Source organism: Actinoplanes lobatus (assembly GCF_014205215.1).
In the GTDB taxonomy this organism is placed as follows: Bacteria; Actinomycetota; Actinomycetes; order Mycobacteriales; family Micromonosporaceae; genus Actinoplanes; species Actinoplanes lobatus.
The window spans coordinates 8,805,674-8,825,332 of sequence record NZ_JACHNC010000001.1; the positions used below are offsets into that span (position 1 = coordinate 8,805,674).

The 19,659-nt window shown below is 70.2% G+C and carries 15 protein-coding genes and 1 pseudogene; 10 read left to right on the plus strand and 6 right to left on the minus strand.

The window, feature by feature from the left end:
• Nucleotides 1–2: 2 nt before the first annotated feature.
• Nucleotides 3–578: a dioxygenase family protein gene (locus BJ964_RS40215; protein WP_229807362.1), complete on the plus strand. Its 576-nt coding sequence runs from the start codon at nt 3–5 to the stop codon at nt 576–578.
• A gap of 50 nt (nt 579–628) precedes the next feature.
• The gene (locus BJ964_RS40220; RefSeq protein WP_188125567.1) at nt 629–1,639 is read left to right on the plus strand and encodes a TerC family protein; all 1,011 of its coding nucleotides are present in this window, start codon (nt 629–631) and stop codon (nt 1,637–1,639) included.
• Nucleotides 1,640–2,258: 619 nt separating this feature from the next.
• On the opposite strand, the gene BJ964_RS40225 is transcribed toward BJ964_RS40220, so the two are convergent.
• Nucleotides 2,259–4,529: an APC family permease gene (locus BJ964_RS40225; protein ID WP_203832750.1), complete on the minus strand. Its 2,271-nt coding sequence runs from the start codon at nt 4,527–4,529 to the stop codon at nt 2,259–2,261.
• A gap of 148 nt (nt 4,530–4,677) precedes the next feature.
• Between BJ964_RS40225 and BJ964_RS40230 the strand changes: the two genes are divergently transcribed.
• Nucleotides 4,678–4,944, plus strand: coding sequence for a hypothetical protein (locus tag BJ964_RS40230; protein ID WP_188125568.1), 267 nt, complete (start codon nt 4,678–4,680; stop codon nt 4,942–4,944).
• 46 nt (nt 4,945–4,990) lie between these two features.
• On the opposite strand, the gene BJ964_RS40235 is transcribed toward BJ964_RS40230, so the two are convergent.
• Entirely contained in the window at nt 4,991–5,644 is a 654-nt protein-coding gene (locus BJ964_RS40235) for a response regulator (RefSeq protein WP_188127433.1), read from the minus strand.
• A gap of 227 nt (nt 5,645–5,871) precedes the next feature.
• On the minus strand, nt 5,872–7,116 hold the full coding sequence (locus BJ964_RS40240) for a sensor histidine kinase (RefSeq protein ID WP_188125569.1): 1,245 nt from the start codon (nt 7,114–7,116) through the stop codon (nt 5,872–5,874).
• A gap of 132 nt (nt 7,117–7,248) precedes the next feature.
• Between BJ964_RS40240 and BJ964_RS40245 the strand changes: the two genes are divergently transcribed.
• From BJ964_RS40245 to BJ964_RS40255, 3 genes are all read left to right on the plus strand, one after another.
• Nucleotides 7,249–8,148 carry an ABC transporter ATP-binding protein gene (locus BJ964_RS40245; protein ID WP_188125570.1) on the plus strand — a complete coding sequence of 300 codons (900 nt, stop codon included), beginning with the start codon at nt 7,249–7,251 and terminating at the stop codon, nt 8,146–8,148.
• A gap of 178 nt (nt 8,149–8,326) precedes the next feature.
• Nucleotides 8,327–9,118 (plus strand): ABC transporter permease, encoded by a 792-nt coding sequence (locus BJ964_RS40250; protein ID WP_188125571.1) that lies wholly within the window; start codon nt 8,327–8,329, stop codon nt 9,116–9,118.
• A gap of 186 nt (nt 9,119–9,304) precedes the next feature.
• Nucleotides 9,305–11,272 carry a M6 family metallopeptidase gene (locus BJ964_RS40255; protein ID WP_229807361.1) on the plus strand — a complete coding sequence of 656 codons (1,968 nt, stop codon included), beginning with the start codon at nt 9,305–9,307 and terminating at the stop codon, nt 11,270–11,272.
• Here BJ964_RS40255 and BJ964_RS40260 read toward each other — a convergent pair.
• Nucleotides 11,248–11,952, minus strand: a complete 705-nt coding sequence (locus BJ964_RS40260; protein WP_203832751.1) for a cyclase family protein — start codon at nt 11,950–11,952, stop codon at nt 11,248–11,250. The genes BJ964_RS40255 and BJ964_RS40260 overlap by 25 nt on opposite strands.
• Before the next feature lie 88 nt (nt 11,953–12,040).
• Between BJ964_RS40260 and BJ964_RS40265 the strand changes: the two genes are divergently transcribed.
• The 3 genes from BJ964_RS40265 to BJ964_RS40275 all read left to right on the plus strand — a co-directional run bounded on the left by BJ964_RS40265 (nt 12,041) and on the right by BJ964_RS40275 (nt 16,733).
• Entirely contained in the window at nt 12,041–12,670 is a 630-nt protein-coding gene (locus tag BJ964_RS40265) for a MerR family transcriptional regulator (protein ID WP_188125574.1), read from the plus strand.
• A 17-nt stretch (nt 12,671–12,687) separates the two neighbouring features.
• Nucleotides 12,688–15,243 (plus strand): VIT domain-containing protein, encoded by a 2,556-nt coding sequence (locus BJ964_RS40270; protein ID WP_239163875.1) that lies wholly within the window; start codon nt 12,688–12,690, stop codon nt 15,241–15,243.
• A 695-nt stretch (nt 15,244–15,938) separates the two neighbouring features.
• Nucleotides 15,939–16,733: an RICIN domain-containing protein gene (locus tag BJ964_RS40275; protein WP_188125576.1), complete on the plus strand. Its 795-nt coding sequence runs from the start codon at nt 15,939–15,941 to the stop codon at nt 16,731–16,733.
• A 75-nt stretch (nt 16,734–16,808) separates the two neighbouring features.
• Here BJ964_RS40275 and BJ964_RS40280 read toward each other — a convergent pair whose 3' ends face one another.
• Both BJ964_RS40280 and BJ964_RS48730 read right to left on the minus strand, forming a co-directional pair.
• Nucleotides 16,809–17,339: a GNAT family N-acetyltransferase gene (locus tag BJ964_RS40280; RefSeq protein WP_188125577.1), complete on the minus strand. Its 531-nt coding sequence runs from the start codon at nt 17,337–17,339 to the stop codon at nt 16,809–16,811.
• A gap of 92 nt (nt 17,340–17,431) precedes the next feature.
• A pseudogene (locus BJ964_RS48730) lies at nt 17,432–17,524 on the minus strand (transposase); the annotation flags it as partial.
• Nucleotides 17,525–18,329: 805 nt separating this feature from the next.
• Between BJ964_RS48730 and BJ964_RS40290 the strand changes: the two are divergent.
• On the plus strand, nt 18,330–19,658 hold the full coding sequence (locus BJ964_RS40290) for a glycosyltransferase family 4 protein (protein WP_188125578.1): 1,329 nt from the start codon (nt 18,330–18,332) through the stop codon (nt 19,656–19,658).
• The last annotated feature ends 1 nt before the right edge of the window (nt 19,659 follow it).

Sequence of the window (19,659 nt, forward strand, 5' to 3'; positions counted from 1 at the left end):
CTTTGCCGGGGCCCTGGCACTACTACCAGGTTCAGTACCCGGCCCCCGGCGCGCCGGACCTCGCCGACAAGGTCGCCGCGCTGATGCCGGACACCGAGACCGTCGCCCGCACCGACCGCGGCCTCGATCACGGTGCGTATGTGCCGCTAACCGTCATGTATCCGGACGCCGACATCCCGGTGCTCCAGATGTCGCTGCCCACCCTCGAACCGGACCGCCTGCTCGAGATCGGCCGCCGCCTGGCCCCGCTGCGCGACGAGGGCGTGCTCATCGTCGGTTCCGGCTTCACCACCCACGGGCTGCCGTTCCTGCGCGACTGGAGCCCCGGGGCGGCCGCACCCGGCTGGTCCCGGGAATTCGACGCCTGGGCCGCCGAGACCCTGGCCCGCGGCGCCGTCGACGAACTCGCCGACTTCCGCGACCGCGCCCCCGGCATGCCCTACGCCCACCCCACCATCGAGCACTTCGCCCCGATGTTCCTCACCCTCGGCGCGTCCGGGGATCCGTCGCGGGCACCCGAACAACCGATCGACGGATTCTGGATGGGACTGGCGAAAAGATCATTCCAGGTCGCCTGATCCGATCGTTTCTCAGCGTGCTTGCAGGATCTTTCGAGATCCTGTGAAGCATGCTTGAGGTCTCCGCGCTCGGGTGGATCGTCACCATCGGTGTCATCGTCGCCCTGCTCGCCCTCGATTTGACGCTCGGGGTGCTCCGTCCACATGTCGTCGGCTTCCGTGAGGCCGCCGCCTGGTCAGTCTTCTACATCGCCGTCGCGATCGCGTTCGGTGTCGTCTTCGGAAGCATCGCCGGCTGGGATTTCGGCACCCAGTACTTCGCCGGGTACATCGTCGAGAAGAGCCTGTCCGTCGACAACCTCTTCGTCTTCGTGATCATCATGTCGACGTTCGCCGTACCCGAGCCCTACCAGCAGAAAGTGCTCACCTACGGGATCATCCTCGCGCTGATCCTCCGGGTCATCTTCATCGCGCTGGGCGCCGCCCTGCTCAGCATGTTCTCGTTCATGTTCCTGATCTTCGGCCTGATCCTGCTCTACACCGCCTTCCAGCTCTTCCGGCACCGCGACCAGGATCCCAGCATCGAGGACAACGTCCTGGTCCGCGCCGGCCGCCGCTTCCTCCCGGTGACCGACGACTACGTCGACGGCAAGATGATCACCCGCATCGACGGAAAGCGAATGTTCACCCCCCTCTTCCTGGTCCTGCTGGCCATCGGCGGCACCGACCTGCTGTTCGCCCTCGACTCCATCCCCGCCGTCTTCGGCGTGACCGAGGAGGCGTACATCGTCTTCGTCGCCAACGCCTTCGCCCTGCTCGGCCTGCGCGCCCTGTTCTTCCTGGTGATGGGCCTACTGGACCGCCTGGTCTACCTGTCGACGGGCCTGTCGCTGATCCTCGCCTTCATCGGCGTCAAGCTGATCCTGCACTGGGCCCACAAGGACATCAGCGAGTCCATCCCCGAGGTGAGCACCGCCGCCTCGCTAGCCGTGATCATCGGCATCCTGACCATCACCACCATCGCCAGCCTGATCAAATCCCGTCGCGACCCGTCCCTCAAGGCCCACGCCGGAAGCCTGCGCGCCCACCCGGCCCCCGACCAGCATCACGCCGAGCCCTAGCCGTCTCTCTCCCGCCAGGTGGAGGGTCGCCCTCAGCGACCCCCTCTCCGGTACGCGTGACGCCACCCCCAACCACACATACGGCAGTTCCCGTGGGTCCACGCGACCATCTGCCCGGTTAAGCCTGTGCCGCCCCCGCCGGGCTGAGATCGGTACTCCCTCAAGCCCGGCCAGGTGTCCCCTCACGCACCTGCCGCCGCTCCCGGCCGCCCACGCCGCCCCCGGTCCTGCCGCCGCTCCCGGCAGCTCGCCCTGTCCCGCTCCCGCCGCTGCCCCGGCAACCCCGCACTGGCCCCGCTCCCGCCGCTGCCCCGGCAACCCGCACTGGCCCCGCTCCCGCCGCTGCCCGGCAACCCGCACTGGCCCCACTCCCGCCGCTGCCCGGCAACCCGCACTGGCCCCACTCCCGCCGCTGCCCCGGCAACCCGCACTGGCCCCGCTCCCGGCCGCCGGTGACGCTCAGCCGCTGGCCATGGCTTTGTTTTCCCAGCACCGGCCCTGCCCACTCCCTGCCGTAACGCCGCCATGGTGAACACGGGTCACGCAGGCCGGAGCGCACAAGGTGACGAACCCGGTGCGCACTCGCCAGCCTTCGGCTTGCGGAGGTCTCCGGAACCGATCAGCGGTCGTCGTCGGCGCCCTCTACCGCCGGAGACTCGTCCGGGGTCTGTGGCCCGCGCGGCCGAGGGGCCTGGCGCTGTGTGCCGCGCGACCTCGAAGCCGAACCGCCCGCGGCCGGGGGTGTCCGGGCCGCCCGCGGCGCCCGGGCCGCAGGCTCCGGATCGGCCGCCCCGTTCCCCGAGGGTGGCTCGGCCGCGGGTCCCGGTTCGGCGGCTCCGGTGCCGCCCCCGCTCGCGGATGTCGTCGTCGGGCGTGGCGAAGATCGACGGGGCGGCGGCTTCGCCACTGTCGTCTCATCGGCTGCGGACCCGCTGGATCCGGCCACCGATCGTCTCTGTGGAGCCCTCTTCCGCGGGGCGGGCCGTGGCGTCACCGCCGAGGTAGCACCGTTCTCCCCCACCGCCTCCGGCTCAGCGGCGGACTCCACTCGCGGTTCCCCCACCTCGACGGGCTCCGCTCCCGTCTCCGCGTCAGCGGCCGGCTCCACCTCGACGGACTCCGCTCCCGTCTCCGACCCAGCGGCCGGCTCCACCACGACGGACTCCACTCCGGTCTCCGCGCCAGCGGCCGGCTCCACCACGTCGGGCCGCTCCGTCGAGGTCGTTCTGCCGGAGGGATCGGCGGCAGAGTCTTCCTCCACCTCACGGACGTCCACCGGCTCACCCTGGTGGGCCGGCTCATCGCCCAGCGGCTGTCCGCCGTCGGATTCGTCGACGGTCGACTCGGTTGCCCGTACCCCATCGGTTGGGGTTTCGTCGTCGGCCTGCTCGGCATCACGCGGGGCGTGAGGTGCCCGGGCGGCAGGTTCGCCGGTGCGCAGCTCGTGGGCGGTGGGGGCGGGCGGCACGGTCTCACCGGGAGGCAGGGGCGGCTGGCCGGTGCCGATCACCGCGTACACCTCGGGGTGGTTTTGGCGCAGTTTGCGACCCCAGACGATGCCGCCGAGCAAGGCGGCCAGGAACAGCAGCGTCGGTGACCAGATCTTGAGGATGTTGTCGCTGTCCAGGAGTTCGCTGAAGAAGGCGATGCTGACCAGCAGCACGATCGACAGGAACACCGCGGCGATCCACGGCGCCACCGCACGGCGCCAGGCGGTCTCGCCGTGCGGGTTGCGGCGGAAATAGCGGACCACCGCGATCGAGGCGATGGTCATCAGGATGAGCACGCCGAGACCGCCGGAGACGGTACCGAAGAGGAACAGGTCGATCGTCGGGTTCCAGACCCCCACCGCGAAGATCAGCAGGGCGGCGAGCGCCAGGACGGACTGCGCGAACGATGCGGCGACCGGCACCCCGTCGCGGGTACGTGCGAGGCCGCGCGGCAGGACGCCCTCGCGAGCGACGGTCAGGCCGTAGCGGGCGACCGTGTGGTGGAAGGCGAGCATCGCGGCGAACAGGCTGGTGGCGAAGAAGATCCGGGCGAGATCGACGAGCACCGTCGGCAGGTAGGGTTCGGGCAGGAAGAAGAACAGGTCGTTGAGGTGCGCGCCGGCGACCACGACGATCTGGTCGGGGCCGGCGGCGACCGACATGGCCCAGGCCGTGCCGCCGTAGAGCACCGCCGCGACCAGCAGGGTCAGGCCGATGGCGCGGGCCACGGTGCGGCGTGGGTCGCGTGCCTCCGCCGCGTACACCAGAGGGGCCTCGAAACCGACCATCCCGGCGACCGCCGCGACCAGCAGCGACACCCCTCCGGCACTGGCGATCAGGGCGGGGTTGAGGGTGTCGAAGGTGACCGTGCCGCCGGCCGGGTTGCCGATCATCACCGCGTCGAAGATCAGCACGACCAGCACCTCGGCGCAGACCAGAACGGTGAGGATCCGGGCGTTGAGGTCGATGTCGAGGCGGCCGAGGGCGGCGATCACGGCCCAGCCGAGCAGCGCCCAGACGATCCACGAGATCTCCAGCCCGAAGATCGCGAACGCGTTGTGCGCCGCCACGCCGAAAGCGCCGTAGAGACCGATCTGCATCGCGTTGTAGGCGAGCAGCGCCACGAAGGCGGTGCCCACGCCGGCCGGCCGGGAAAGACCGATCGACGCGTACGCGTAGAAGGCGCCGCTGTTGGGCACGTGTCTCGCCATCGCGGCCAGCCCGACCGTGAAGATCCCCAGCACCGCGGCGACCAGCATGTACGCCACCGGGATGCCCTTCTCCCCGACCGAGCCGTAACCCAGTGGCAGGGCACCGGCCACGACGGTGAGCGGTGTCATGGCGGAGACCGCGATGACGAAGATCGGCCACGTGCCGAGCTTGCGCTCCGGCTGGGACATGGCGCCTCCCGTGTCGAATCGATGGTGAATCGATGACCGCCCTCCATCATGTCCTCCACAACGGACGAGCGATATAGAAAAAATTCGATCTTGATGCCGATTTGCGGGCTCGTGTTTCCGCTTTCGCAAGGTTGGGTAGATTGCCGTGATGCCCATCGGAGCGCAACCCCGGGGCCGTCGCGGAACGGTCGAGGAGCCGTACAGTCCTCTCAATCTGAGGCTGGTTCTGGCTCTGTTCGGTCTGGTGGTGTGCACCGTTCTGTCGGTGCTGCTCTTCCGCGCCGGCTGGACGCTTCCGGGCTGGCTGCTGGCCGCCTGGGCGGTGTTCGCGGCCGGTGACATCGTGGTGATCCAGTTACGCCGTCGAGCACGTGCGCGCGCTGAGGGTGGCCGCAAGCACTCGCTTTTCGAGTGACTTCCACCTGAACCCGATCGAGTCGGGTCATCCGGTCGGGTCTGCCTCAGGCGAGACCGGCGTCGTGGACCAGCAGAGCCACCTGCACACGGTTGTTGAGGTCGAGTTTGGTGAGCACTCGTGAGACGTGTGCCTTCACCGTGGCCACCGACATGTACAGCGCGGCGGATATCTCGGCGTTGGAGCGGCCCTGAGCGACCGCCAGCGCCACCTCCCGTTCGCGTGGGCTCAACCGGTCCAGTAGTGCCGCGGCGCGACCGCGCTCGGGTGGCACACCGGCCGCGACGTGCGCGATCAGTTGCCGGGTGACGCTTGGAGACAGGGTCGCCTCTCCCTGGGCGACCCGTAACACCGCCTCCCGGATCTGCCCGGGCGGGGTGTCCTTGAGCAGGAAGCCGCTCGCTCCGGCCCGCAGCGCCCGCAACACGAACTCGTCGGCGTCGAACGTGGTCAGCACCAGCACCTCGGGAGCGCTGGGCCGGCGGCGCAGCGCCTCGGTGGCGGCCAGTCCGTCGACGCCGGGCATGCGGATGTCCATCAGGACGACGTCGGGCCGGTGCCGGGCGACGGCGGCCGGAACCTCCGCGCCGTCCGCGGCCTGGCCCACCACGGCGACCTCCTCGTCCCCGGAGAGGATCATCGTCAGTCCGGCCCGGACCAGCGGGTCGTCGTCGACGATGAGCACCCGTACCGCGCTCATGCCGTCACCTCCGCTGCGCTCCGGCGCCGCCACGAGTTCAAAACTGAGCCCCATGATTCACTCGCAAGCTCCCTCATGCCGCCACCTCCGCTGCACTCCGGCGCCGCCACGAGTTCAAAACTGAGCCCCATGATTCACTCGCAAGCTCCCTCATGCCGCCACCTCCGCTGCACTCCGGCGCCGCCACGAGTTCAAAACTGAGCCCGATGATTCACTCGCAAGCTCCCTCATGCCGGCCACGGCAGCCACGCGGTGAGCATGAAGTGGTCGTCGTCCCGGCCGTGGGTGAGCCGCCCACCGGCGAGGCGGGCGCGCTCGCCGAGGCCGATCAGGCCCACTCCGGTCCCGGGGATGGGCGCGGTGGGGACGGTGACCGGCATCGGGTTGCGGATCCCGATGGTCATGCCGTCGCCGGCTTCGCCGCCGACGACGACATGCACGCTGGCTCCGGGGGCATGCTTGCGCACGTTGGTGAGACCTTCCTGGATGATCCGGTACGCGTCCCGCCCGGCCGCCACCGGAACCGTCTCGGGGTCGATCGTCATCTCCAGCCGCACCCGGTTGCCCGCGGCCCGGGACTCGTCGGCCAGGGCGGGCAGCGCGCTGAGGGTGGGTTGTGGCCGCTCCGGGGCCTGCTGCTCGTCGGATTGGCCGGCCCGCAGCACGCCGATCACCGTCCGCAGGTCCTGCAACGCCTGATGCGCGTTGGCGCGAACCACGGCGGCGGCCCCGGCGATCTCCTCCGGTGGCGCGCCGGGCCGGAACTCGAGCGCCCCGGCGTGCAGGCTGAGCAGGGAGATCCGGTGTGCCAGGACATCGTGCATCTCGCGGGCGATCCGGGTGCGTTCCAGCACTCGTGCCTGGCTGACGCGCAGCTGCTGTTCGGCCTCGGCTCGTTCGGCCCGCTCCCGCCAGGTGAGCATCAGCAGCCGGCGTGACCGGACGAGCATCCCCCACAGCGCCGCGATCGTCGCCATCGCCACACCCCAGCCGAACGTCTCCCAGTGGGTGACGCCGAGCTCGGGCCGCATCAGGGCGAAGACCGCGTTCCCCACCACGGTGAGGCCCATGTAGGGGGCCAAGACCCCGAACCGGCGATGCACCGCGACGGTGAACACCATGATCAGCTGAGTCATCCAGCTGGCGATCGAGACGAACGACAACAGACCGACGAGGATCGCCAACGGCATCAGGAATCTGCGCCGCCACCACAGGCCGAACGCGGCGACGGCGCTGACCACACCGTCCGTCATCGATGACCACGTCGACATGCCCAGCCACTCGACCGCCGTCGAAGGATCGGGGCCGACCAGGTCGTTGGTGATCAGGATGGTGAAGCCGAGCGCGAGGACGAAGCAGTGCACGTCGACGATCCAGTCGCGCGTGGAACGGCGGGCGGGCAGCGGCCCGGACGGGTCCGCGGCCAGCGCCGACGGCCACAACCAGCGATACTCCGTCGGCGATCTCCCCACGTGGCCGACTCTACGGGCGGGCCGCCACCGGCCGATACCGACCAAAGTCGTAGTACCGATATCGACGAAGGTTCGCGGCCATCGACCGTCGGCCGAAGCGACCGGCACCGCCCGGCCCGCACGCTGAGTCACATGATTACGGTCGAGAACCTCACCAAGGCGTACGGGGCGCAGCGCGCGGTCGACGATGTGTCGTTCATCTGCGAGCCGGGGACGGTGACCGGCTTCCTCGGGCCCAACGGCGCCGGCAAGTCCACCACGATGCGCATGATCTGCGGTCTCACCCCGCCGACCTCCGGCCGGGCCACCGTGGCGGGGGTCCCCTATCGGCGGCTCGGCAACCCGGGACGTCACGTCGGCGTCCTGCTCGACGCCTCCGCCCAGCACGCCGGGCGGACCGGCCGCGAGGTGCTGGCGCTCGCGGCGCTCACCATGGGCCTGGACACCCGCCGGGTGTCCGCCCGGCTGGAGCGGGTCGGGCTCGGCGGAGCACCCGCGAAACGACGGATCCGGGCCTACTCCCTGGGCATGCGCCAGCGACTCGGTCTCGCCTACGCCATGCTCGGCGACCCGGCGGTGCTGATCCTCGACGAGCCGGCCAACGGCCTGGACCCCGAGGGCATCCACTGGATGCGGGGGTTGCTGCGCGACTTCGCCGATCGGGGCGGCACGGTCCTGCTCTCCTCCCATCTGCTGCGGGAGGTGGAGGTGATCGCCGACCGCCTGGTGGTGATCGGTAACGGTCGCATCCTCGTCGAGGGCGACAAGGAGGACCTGCTCGGCGCTGCGGGAACACTGGTCCGGGCGTCGGATCCGGCCGCACTCGAGGCGCTGCTCCAGCGGATGGGGCTGACCGGCACCCGAACGGCGGACGGCAGCGTCCTGGTCTCGTCCGACCCGCAGACCATCGGTCCGGCCGCCGCGGCCGCCGGCGTGGTGCTGCTGGAGCTGCGCCCGGCCGGTGCGGGCGGGCTGGAGGAGATGTTCCTGCGGCTCACCGCGGGCACCGAGACCGGAGCGGCAGCCCGGTGAGCGGCTCCACACCCGCCGTCCGCGGCCCTGCCCGAGCCGTCCCGCCCCACCCGCTCGCCCACGCCGCACCGACCGCCCGCTGGTTCGCCCACGCCATGCGGGCTGCCGGCCCGCTTGTTCACGTCGTCCCGGCCGCGGCTGTCGCGCCGGTGATCGCCCAGGCTCAGGAGGTTTCCCGATGACCGCGACCGTGCCCGTCTCCACCGCGCCGGCCGCCCCCGCGGCGGCCGCGACCGGACGCATCCCGCTGACCCGGCTCACCGTCGTGGAGCTGCGTAAACTCGCCGACACCCGGGCCGGGTCCTGGCTGTTGATCGTGATCGGCCTGGCCACCGTTGCCACCTCGGCGATCCTGCTGGGGTGGGCCTCCGACGAGGAACAGACGTTCAGCGCGCTGTACTCCTTCGGCCTGCTCCCGTCGTCGGTGCTGCTGCCGGTGCTCGGCATCCTCTCGGTGACCAGCGAGTGGTCGCAGCGCAGCGCGCTGGCCACCTTCACCCTGGTGCCGGCTCGTGGCCGGGTCTTGCTCGCGAAGATCGCCGCGGCCATCCTGATCGCGATCGCGGCCACGGCTGCGACCGCCGTTCTGGCAGCCGGGGCCAACGTGCTGGCCTCGGCCCTCGGCGGCGACGGGTCGTGGTCCCTGGATTCCTCGCTGATCTGGCAGAGCCTGCTCCTCCAGGTGATCTTCGTACTGATGGGTGTCGGGTTCGGCGCGCTGCTGCTGAACTCGCCGCTGGCGATCGTCATCTACTTCGCCCTTCCGACGGTCTGGACGATCCTGGGGGAAACCATCAAGGGCCTTGGTGAGGCGGCCGAGTGGCTGGATCTCAACGTCACCTCGCAGGCGCTGACGGAGCCGGACATGACTTCCGGAGAGTGGGCCCGGCTGGCTGTCTCGGTCGGGGTCTGGGTGGGGCTTCCGCTGGTCCTGGGCACCGTTCGTGTGCTCCGCCGGGAGGTTTCCTGATCCACAACGGCCGGTGTTGGCATCACGATCCGACGATCAGCGGTAGCGTGCCGAGACGTGACGCGTACCCTATTTGCCACCTTCGCAGCAATAGCGGCTTCTATCCCGTTATTCACAGGCCCGGCACCGGCCACGCCACCGACCGTCCCGCAACCCACCCCGTCCGGACTTCGCGATCCGTTCCAGGTGGAGACGCGGGAACCGGATCTGGACCGGCTCACCTTCGACGGTAAGCCGCTCCCGGCCGCCAGTTACGAGCCACGGCCCAGCGCGCGGATCGCCGTGCAGACCCCACCGGTCGGCACGGTCCGCAGCTGGGCCGGCCTCAACGAGATCGACGGCGACGTCTACCGCAAGGACTACACACTGCGCGGCGTCGGGGAGCACATCGAGGTCTGGGTCGCGAAGGACATCGCCTTCCCGGAGAACGACTGCCGCAAGGACTCCACCGAGATCACCGACGCCCAGGTCACCGGGCTGATTCGCGAATTCGACGAGGTCATCTACCCTCGCGAGACCAAGGCGTTCAGCACTCCGCCGGACCGGAGCGGCGCGAACCCCGGCCTGCCAGGCGATTTCACCGGCACGGGCAACCGGACCGTCACACTGGTCGACAACATCCGCGACGACAACTACTACGACTTCCCGGCGCATCAGACCTATGTCTCGGGCTTCTTCTCCGAGCAGCTCAATGAGCTCTTCGACCGCAACGTGATCACAATCGACGCCTACGACTGGGAGCATCGCACCGGCCCGGATCCGAAGCACGAGCCCAACGACGACGTGTGCATCAGCCGCCCGGCCCGGCCGCGGATGTACGAGTCGACCTTCGCCCACGAGTGGCAGCACCTGATCAGTTATTACACCGACCCGGACGAGGACGTGTGGATCAGTGAGGGTCTCGCCGACTACGCTCAGACGCTGACCGGTTATGTGGACGCGAGAATCGGCGTCCACCACCGCGGATTCGACAACCACGTCGTCTGCTACCAGGGTTTCGGCAACGTCAAGACCGACTTCAATCCGAACCCGCGCGACTGCGGCGGCCCGGCGAACTCGCTGAACCTCTGGGCCGAGGGCGCGCCGGACGAGTTGCTCGCCGACTACGGTCAGAGCTACCAGCTGATGCTCTACCTGAGCGACCGTTTCGGGGCGGATTTCCACTCCAAACTGCACCAGGACAAGGAGCACCACGGCCTGGACGCGATCGCTGCGGCCCTGCCCAGCGGGACGAAACTCTACGACGTCCTGCACGATTTCCAGGTCATGACGCTGGTCGACAAGGTGACCGACGAAGCGGGCAGCATCCTCCGGGGCGCGCCCCGCAACCGGGTGACCTCGGCGAGCGTGCACTCGACGGTGAACCTCGACAACCCCTCCGCCTACGGGTCGGCGGGCGCGCCGCCCAACGGCGCCGATTACGTCCGGCTGCCGCGCGGATGGCGGACGGTCGCCTTCGACGGCGCGAAAACCCTTCCACCGACCCCGCTGGCGTGGACGCTGGACGAGAAGATGCTCTTCTCCGGCAACGCCCCGGACACCGACGAGGCCGCGGTGCGCTCCGTCGACGTCCCGCAGACCGACGCCGTCCTGCGTTTCAAGACCACCTACGGCCTGGAGGACCGGTTCGACTACGGATACGTCATGGCCTCGGCCGACGGCGGCAAGACCTACCAGATGCTCGAAGGTGACCACACGGTCAAGGGGCCCCTCGGCCCGGCGATCACCGGCAAGGCCACGGACGTCACCCTGAGTTACGACCTCAAGAAGTACGCCGGGAAGCAGGTGCTCCTGGGCTTCCGTTATGTCAGCGACAGCGCCGTGAACATCGGTGGCTGGCACCTTTCCGAGGTCAAGGTCGGCGCCACCGAACTGGTCACCGACACGCTCGAGGGCTGGAAGTCGCCGACCCAGGTGCACCCCACGCCGGTCTTCGACTGGCACGTGTCCCTGGTCGGCCTCGACACCACCAAGGCCAAAGTGGTCCCGCTGGCACGTCAGGCCAGGGTTCGCCACTACCCGAAGGTCGTCGCGGTGATCTCCTACGACGAGCCCACCGGCACGGTGACTCATTACGCCCCCTACACCTTGAGGGTCGATGGCAAGCCCTATCAGCCCGCCACTGGGAATCAGGACGGCGGAAGCACCCCGTAGATCAGGGCGGTCGACCCGGAACCGGCCTTGTTGATCTGCCCGCCACAGAGCACCCAGGCGCCTGTGGTGGGCAGACTCGCAAGATTGGCGAGCACCTCGAGACTGATCCGTCTGCGCCGGTAGACCGCCCGGGAGACGGCGAAGCTCGTGTCGGTGCTGACATCGGGGCTGAACGCGTCCGTCCCCGTACCGCCCCTCTCTCCCAGCCGGCCGGTGTCGATCAGCCACTGCACGGTCTCCGGCGCGAACCCCGGATGCGGCAGGAACGCTTCGGTGCCGAACCGCTCCTGCCAGCCGGTCCAGAGCACCACGAACGAGTCGCCGGGGATGCGGCCGTGCCCCTGCTCCCACTCCGCCAGATCGGCGACGGTCACCGCATAGCCGGGATCGGCGGCGCACCGGCGCCGTACATCGATCTTGACCGCCGGCCGGAACAGATCCTCCGGGGTCAGCTCGTCGGCGAGCAGCCCACCCGGCGTGAAGTGGCCGGGCGCTCCCCAATGGGTGCCGGTGTGCTCGCCCATGAACACCGTCTGCAGATAGAACCCGTCCGGCTCCAGCCGGGCCACGGTCTCCAGACGGGGTGGTGGATCGCCCGGATAGACGCTCGCCCTCGCCGGGTCGTTGACGTGCGACAGGCTCACCAGCCGCAACCCGCCCAGCAGCGCGTCCCCGTTCATGGCGCTCCCTCCTCCGGCCGCCGGCCGTCTCGTCCTGCCCGCCATCATGCCATTGACACTGTCACGATGACAGTGTCATTCTCGGGGCATGTGGACGATGGAGCAGTTGGTCGAGCGGGTCAGCGCGGCGCTCGCCGCGGAGTACCCGGGCGCCCCCAACGGCCGCGTCCGGGAGCTGCCCGACCGCAGGTCGATCCGGTGGTATACGACCATCGGCCTGGTCGACCGGCCTCTCGGCACGCGGGGGCGCACCGTCCTCTACGGGCCCCGCCACCTCCTGCAACTGGTGGCGATCAAGCGACGGCAAGCCTCCGGGCGCACACTCGCCGAGATCCAGGCAGAGCTGTCCGGCGCCTCGGAGGAGACACTGGCCGAGGTGGCGCGCATCCCCGGGAGCCTGCTGGAGACTCCGGCCGTCGCGGCGCCTTCTCCGGCCCGTCCGAACTTCTGGAGGGCCGCTCCCGCCGATCCCGAGCCGGTTCCCGGTTCCACCCGCAGAGCGCTGGCCGAGACCGTCGCCGCTCTTGACCTGGAGTCGGCGCCGCCACCGGCGCACCGCCCACAGACCTTGGTGACCGGGGTGCCTCTCGGCGAAGGCGTGATCCTGCTGCTGCCCCACCATGTCGCCGAGGTCGACCGCGACGAGATCGCCGCGGCTGCCCGTCCCCTGCTCGACCTGCTCGCGACACGCGGGCTCACCGATGGGAGAAGCGAATGATCATTTCAGTGAACCCGATGGGACCGGCAGAGCTGGAGCACCACCGGACCATGCCGGACGCCGGCCTCGGCACATTGCGGACCGATCGCGGAAACCTTCCGCTCGACCGCCTCGACGTTCGGGCCTCGATCAGCGGGCTGCTCATGCGCACCGAGCTGACCACGGAGTTCGTCAACTCCCACGACACCGCGCTCGAGGCGACCTACGTCTTCCCCCTGCCCGACCGGGCCGCGGTGACCGGCATGACGATGACCGCCGCCGACCGCACCGTCACCGCCGAGCTGCGCGAGCGCGGTGCCGCACGCGAACAGTACGACCAGGCGATCGCGGCCGGCCAGCGGGCGTCGATCGCCGAAGAGGAGCGCCCGGACGTCTTCACCATGCGGGTCGGCAACATCCTGCCCGGCGAGCGGGTCACGGTGCGGCTGCGACTGGTCGGCCCCCTGCCGTATGAGGACGGCGCGGCGACCTTCCGCTTCCCGCTGGTCGTGGCACCGCGATACATCCCCGGCCACCCGCTGCCGGGGCCCTACACCGGCGACGGCCAGCAGGCCGACACCGGTGATGTGCCCGACGCGTCCCGCATCTCCCCACCGGTGCTCCTGCCGGGCTTCCCCAACCCGTTACGCCTGTCCCTCACGGTCGACATCGATGCGGCCGGGCTCGAGCTCGGCGAGGTCCGGTCCAGCCTCCACACCGTCACCGACCACGGCGGGACGCTGCGGATCGACCCCGGCGAGCGGGCCGACCGCGACTTCGTGCTTCGGCTCGCCTACGCCGCCGGCGGTGAGTCCGCGGTCGCCGTCCCCGACGAGGACGGCGATCAGGGCACCTACCAGCTCGTGGTTCTCCCGCCGGAGGCCAGCACGGCGCCCCGGCCGAAAGACGTGGTGCTCCTGCTCGACCGCTCCGGCAGCATGGGCGGCTGGAAGATGGTGGCCGCCCGGCGCGCCGCGGCCCGGGTCGTCGACACCCTGACCGCCGGCGACCGTTTCGCCGTCCTCACCTTCGACCACGAGGTCGACCAGCCAGCCGACCTCGGCCCCGGCCTCGCCGAAGCCACCGACCGTCATCGGTACCGGGCCGTCGAGCACCTCGCCCGTGCTCAGGCCCGTGGTGGCACCGAGCTTCTCAAGCCCCTCACCACCGCCCTCGCGATGCTCTCCGACAGCCCCGGCCGTGACCGTGTTCTGGTGCTGGTCACCGACGGCCAGGTCGGCAACGAGGACCAGATCGTCAAACAGGTGGCACCTCTCATCGGCACGATCCGGGTGCACACCATCGGCATCGACCGTGCGGTGAACGCCGGATTCCTCGGCCGGCTCGCCGCGCTCGGCGCGGGCCGGGCCGAGCTGGTGGAGAGCGAGGACCGGCTCGACGAGGCGATGGAGCAGATCCACCGCCGCATCGGCGCCCCGGTCGTCACCGGCCTCACGGTCACCGGTGACGGCTTCACGCCCGTCGACGGCACCCGCAGTCCCGCACGCTTGCCAGGTCTCTACCCCGGAGTCCCGCTGGTCATCACCGGCCGGTTCACCGGAGCCGTCGAGGGCTCGCTCACGGTCACCGGGCGGACTCGCGACGACCAGGAGTTCCGGACGGCGGTTCCGGTCCAGCCCAGTGCCGAGCCGGCGGTCACCTCCGTCTGGGCACGGGCCCGGCTTCGCGATCTCGAGGATGCGTATGCGGCCGGCAACCATTCCTTGGAGGCCGAGATCCTCGGCACGTCGCTGCGGTTCGGGGTTCTCTGCCGGTTCACCTCCTACATCGCGGTGGACGAGCGTGTGGTGAACGAGGGCGGTCACCACCGCAGGGTCACCCAGCCGGTCGAGATGCCGTCCGGCTGGGAGAGCCCGGCACCCGCGGCGCCGATGCCCCAGTACTTCGCCGTCGCCTCGTCGCCATTCCCCGACCAGGCGGCGCCCGCAGCACCGGGTGCCATGCCGCCGCTGCCGCCGCCTGTCGCGCCTGCCCCCGCTCGGCCCGCGTTCGCGCCACAGCGCGCGCAGGGCTCGCATGGCGGGGCACCTGGCAGCGCCGTCCCGACGTCCGGGGCACCGGTCGGGGGCGCCGCACCGACGTCCGGGACACCGTCCGGGGGCGCCGCGTCACCGTTCGCCGCACCGAAAGTAGCCGGAGGTGCCCCCGCCGGGGAGGCAGCCGACAGCATGGAACTGGCGCAGCCGGCGCGTGCCTTCGCCCGGCCGCGGCGTCCCTCCGGCCCATCAGCCGCGAGCGGGCATGGCGGGCGTGCCCGCTCGCTACGGTCCGCACAGGGCGCCGGCATGTCGGTAGGCGAACTTCGGGAACTGGCCGCGGTCGAGGTCGCACGGCTCCGCGAGGCGGCCCAGCAGCCAGCTCTTGACCGCCGCGACCTGCTCGACGACCTGGCCAGCCGTCTCGCCGTGCTGATCGAGCCGCTGGCCGATGCCGAGCTCACCGCCGTACGCGACCTGATCGGCGTCCTCCGCGGGGACTCGTCCCTCGAGGACAGGTGGGAGGCCGCGATCCGGGTCTTGGAGGCGTTCGCTGCGAGCAAGCCGGAGAAGAAGCGCCCATTCTGGAAAGCCTGAATTCCGGCGCCGCCCCGGGCTCCACGGCCCGGGGCACCCACATCCCGGAAACACCACGGGGCACCACGCCCGAGGGAAGCACGGCCCAAGGGCACCACGGCTCGGGGCCGAGGCCAGGACAGGGCCAGGCACGGGCGCCGGGCACCAGGCACGGGCACCAGGCACGGGCACCAGGCACGGGCACCAGGCACGGGCGCCGGGGCCCGGCACGGGCGGCGGGCGCCGGGGCCCGGCACGGGCCAGGGGCAGGACGGCGGCGGCTGGGGCCAAAGCCCGAGGCGGGGCGGGGACCGAGGGCGGGTCCGGAGGGCGGGGCGACGGTGGCCAGACACGACGCAGAGCAGCAGGACGCAGAGCAGCAGGACGCGGTCCGGGCTCACGCAGGTTGGGAAAGGCTGGGCCGACGTGGCAAATCGCCGTGGGGAGGCGAAACGCGCCTGAGTGGACGGCCCGGTGCGGTGCATGGCGGCTCGCATCGGCTGAACGTGCCCCCACAGCGGCGGCCGAATGGCGGTAAGTTGGGTCACCGGTGCTCGACCGGGGGGTGGCAACGCCAAGTGGGCGATGATCGGGGCAAGGATCGTGATCCGTTGTTGGTGCGTCCGTTCGTTCTGCCGGATGGGGACCACGACGAATCAGCGCCGTCAGTCGCGACCTGGCCGGCTCAGCGGCCTCCAGAGGAGCCACCTACGCAGTTGCTGCCGATCGTGTCGGCCGGGGAGGCCGACGACTCCGATGCCGGGGAGCAGCGGCGGGTCCGGCCGCTTCTGCTGATCGGCGCCGGGGTCGCCGCGGTCGCGACCGTCGCCGGTTATGCGCTGTTCCGGCCGGGTGAGGGGCAGGAGCGCTGGATGTCCATGCCCGATCAGTCGCTGCCGGCCGCGGTGGGGCCTGCCAACTCGGCGAGTGTCGCCACCGAGGAGAGCCCGGTGGAGAACTCGAATGCTGGTGAGGGTGGCGACGATGGCGGGGGCGCCGTTCCGACCGGCCCGCGGAGCCCGAGCCGATCGGCTACGGGGTCGGCGGTGAATGCCTCGGCCACGGCCTCGACAGCGCCCAGCGTCTCGAAATCGGCCGAGGCTCCGGCTCCGCCTATATCGCTTCTGCCCAGTTCGGTCGCGACCGGGAGCGGCCTCCTCGTCACTGGCAACGGACTCTGCCTCGACCTCCGAGGTGGTTCCGCCGAGGACAACCAGGAGGTCCACGTCGACGACTGCAACGGCACCAGCCCGCAACGGTGGCAGCTCAACGCGGATCGCACCCTCGAGGTGCTGGACATGTGCGCCTACCTGGTGGGTGACGGCACCGTGCATCTCACCCGCTGCGACACCCGGACCACGGCGCAGTGGCAACTGTTCGAGAACGGGGTGTTGCGCAACGTCTCGAACGGGCAGTGCCTCACCGATCCCTACTCGGGTGCCCAGCCGGCCCGCGCCGTTGTGGTGACCACGTGCGCCGGCGGCAACAACCAGAAGTGGACGTTCCGCTGACTCGTCGCAGGCCTGATTTCGTTCGCGAGAACGGGGTTCTGTCCCGTGAAGAGTTATTGATCTTCGAGTCGAGGGCTAGGTGGGGCGGCTGGGTGCCTCCATGTCATGCACGTAGAGCCGCAGCATTGCCGGCGTTCCGTCGGGGTGTTTGTCCGTGCCGGACGTGAAGTCGTGGACGTAGATGAAGCCGCTCTTCTCGGCGACGCGGACGGATGCGACGTTGTCGGGATCGACTCGGACGACGGCACGTATTCCGATTCGGTTATCGCGCATGTACTCGAGGATGAGACGTACAGCTTCACCCGCGACTCCGTGCCCGCGTGCCCACGGGTGGACGGCATAGCTGATGTTGACGTCGCCGGGTTCCAGGCCGTCCGTGACATCCGGGTCGCAGTCGACGTATCCGGCGAGGCGGTCATCGAGGCACACGCCGAAGCCTCGCTTGCCGCGCTCCGCGCGAGCGTTGTCGGCCAGGCTGTCGAAGTGGGCGGCCGTCGTCTCGGCGGTGCCGGGGGCGCCGTTCAGCCAGCGAACGGTGTGCTCGTCCTCACCGGCGTTGTGCGCCTCAATGTCCTCGTCTGTCAGAGCTCGCAGCGTGATCCTCATTCGAGGACCATAGGGAGCCGCTAGCAGTGCACGACAGAGATATTTGAAGCCCTTCGCGGCATCAGGCCAGTAGAACGGCTTGTTTCGATACAGCTCCAGTGGGTGCGGCATCTCTGCCACGACGCGCCGGGCAGGTTCGCCGCGATCGCGTCGACCAGGCCGGCATGAGCGTCCGAGGTGACCAGCAGGCGCGAGCGATGTCGCCGGCGCGGATGAGCCCATCAATAGCCTCGATCGTCGCGGTGATGCCGGGCCGCGGCGTGATGACGAGGTCCAGCTCGCAGTAGTAGCGACTTGCCGTGGCTTCGCCGGTCTGCGCCCACCGGCGTAGCACGGTGCCGATCGCGTCGAGGGTCATGAGGCTCAGGTAGTAGGTCGGGTCCCCGGCGACCGTGACGTATATGTCCTGGTCCTGAAGTTCTTCCAGGTCGTCGTTCAGGTCAGCCGGGAATCGGGCAACAGACCCGTCGCGCTCGATGATGAGGAAGGGTCCGTCTTGCGTGATTTCCATGGCGGGTCTCCGAGCGACCACCCTCGACGACAGCCCGTGACCTCGGGCCAACCGGCGACACCACGCTCGAACAGCCGAAGGGCGGGACGCCCCACGCGCTGGCCAGAGGCCACTGGCCACCGACGTCAACCCGGACGAAAACTGCGCCGGTGACAGCACGCCCGAGCGGTCGGCCGGTCGCCCCGACACGCCGCTTGGCGGGCGCGGCGAGCGGCGTGTCGGGGCGACCGGCGACGGCGGTGAGCAGCGCGACCAGCGAGCAGCGGGCGACGGGCGGCGAGCGGCGAGCGGCGAGCCACGGGCGCGGCTGGCGGCTGGCGGCGGTGGTGATGCCGGGTGGCTTGGGATGGTTCGGGGCGGCGGAGGCATGGGAATTTCGGGGGACGGTTCGGGTGGGCGTACCGGGGAGGGGTTGGGTTTGGTTTTGAAGATCGAATCCCCATGTCGGGAGGTTGGTGATCGCTCGTTAGGGTCATCGGGTGATCTCCCAGCCGCTTCGCATCGCCCTGCTTTCATATCGGAGCAAACCCCACAGTGGGGGTCAGGGGATCTATGTCCGGCACCTGTCCCGGGAACTCGTCGCGTTGGGTCATCACGTTGAGGTGATCTCGGGGCCGCCGCTGCCGGTGCTCGATGAAGGGGTGCGGCTCACCGAGCTGCCCAGCCTGGATCTCTACCGTGAGCCTGATCCGTTTCGGACGCCGGCGTGGTCCGAGTTCAAAGACAGTATCGATGTTCTCGAGTGGGCGGCGATGTGTACGGGGGCGTTCCCGGAGCCGTTGACGTTTTCGCTTCGGGCCTGGCGGCACCTGCGGGGGCGGGCCGGTGAGTTCGATGTCGTGCACGACAACCAGTGCCTCGGGTACGGGCTTCTGCCGCTGAGCCGGTCGGGCACGCCGGTGGTGGCGACGATCCACCATCCGATCACCGTCGACCGTGATCTCGAACTGGCCGCCGCGCCGGACTGGAAGAGGCGGACGTCGCTGCGGCGGTGGTATGCGTTCACCCGGATGCAGGGGCGGGTGGCCCGGCGTCTGCCCTGGCTGACCACGGTTTCCGGGGCGGCGCGGGACGAGATCGTCGATGCCTTCGGGGTGCGGGCCGAGCGGCTGCGGGTGATCGGCGTCGGCGTCGACACCGACACGTTCAGCCCAGCGCCCAGGACGAGGCCCGGCATCGGCACGCCCGGCACGGCATCCGAGGAGCCGGACACGTTCAGCGCGGCGCTCGGCGAGGGGCCCGGCTCGAAGGTGGGGCGGATCGTGGCCGTGGCCAGCGCGGACGTGCCGCTCAAGGGGCTCAGCGAGCTGATCGAGGCGGTGGCCAAGCTGCGCGCCGAGCGCGATGTCGAGTTGGTCGTCGTGGGGTCGGCGCGGCCGAAGGGGGCCGCTGCCCGGGCTGTCGCGCGGCTCGGGCTGGATCGGGTGGTGCGGTTCGTCTCCGGGATCAGTGATGACGAGCTTGCTGATCTTTTCCGGTCAGCGACGGTTGCGGCGGTGCCCTCCCGGTACGAGGGTTTCTCGCTGCCCGCCGTGGAGGCGATGGCGTGCGGGGTGCCGCTGGTGGTGACCACCGCGGGCGCACTGCCGGAGGTCGCCGGGCCGGACGGGCTGGCGTCGCTGCATGTGCCGCCGGGGGATGCCGGGGCGCTGGCCGCCGCGATCGGGCGACTGCTCGACGACGAGGACCTGCGCCGCAGGCTGGGCGCTGAAGGCCGCCGCCGTGCGGTCGAGAACTTCACGTGGCGGCACACGGCGGTACGGACCGCGCAGTGGTATGCCGACGCGATCGCCGCGAAGGGTAGGTAAG

Coding starts and splice junctions, on each gene's coding strand:
- BJ964_RS40230 (WP_188125568.1), top strand. CDS start 4,678: ATGCCCATCGGAGCGCAACCCCGGGGCCGTCGCGGAACGGTCGAGGAG.
- BJ964_RS40265 (WP_188125574.1), top strand. CDS start 12,041: ATGTGGACGATGGAGCAGTTGGTCGAGCGGGTCAGCGCGGCGCTCGCC.
- BJ964_RS40220 (WP_188125567.1), top strand. CDS start 629: ATGCTTGAGGTCTCCGCGCTCGGGTGGATCGTCACCATCGGTGTCATC.
- BJ964_RS40235 (WP_188127433.1), bottom strand. CDS start 5,644: ATGAGCGCGGTACGGGTGCTCATCGTCGACGACGACCCGCTGGTCCGG.
- BJ964_RS40260 (WP_203832751.1), bottom strand. CDS start 11,952: ATGAACGGGGACGCGCTGCTGGGCGGGTTGCGGCTGGTGAGCCTGTCG.
- BJ964_RS40225 (WP_203832750.1), bottom strand. CDS start 4,529: ATGTCCCAGCCGGAGCGCAAGCTCGGCACGTGGCCGATCTTCGTCATC.
- BJ964_RS40250 (WP_188125571.1), top strand. CDS start 8,327: ATGACCGCGACCGTGCCCGTCTCCACCGCGCCGGCCGCCCCCGCGGCG.
- BJ964_RS40280 (WP_188125577.1), bottom strand. CDS start 17,339: ATGAGGATCACGCTGCGAGCTCTGACAGACGAGGACATTGAGGCGCAC.
- BJ964_RS40270 (WP_239163875.1), top strand. CDS start 12,688: ATGGGACCGGCAGAGCTGGAGCACCACCGGACCATGCCGGACGCCGGC.
- BJ964_RS40245 (WP_188125570.1), top strand. CDS start 7,249: ATGATTACGGTCGAGAACCTCACCAAGGCGTACGGGGCGCAGCGCGCG.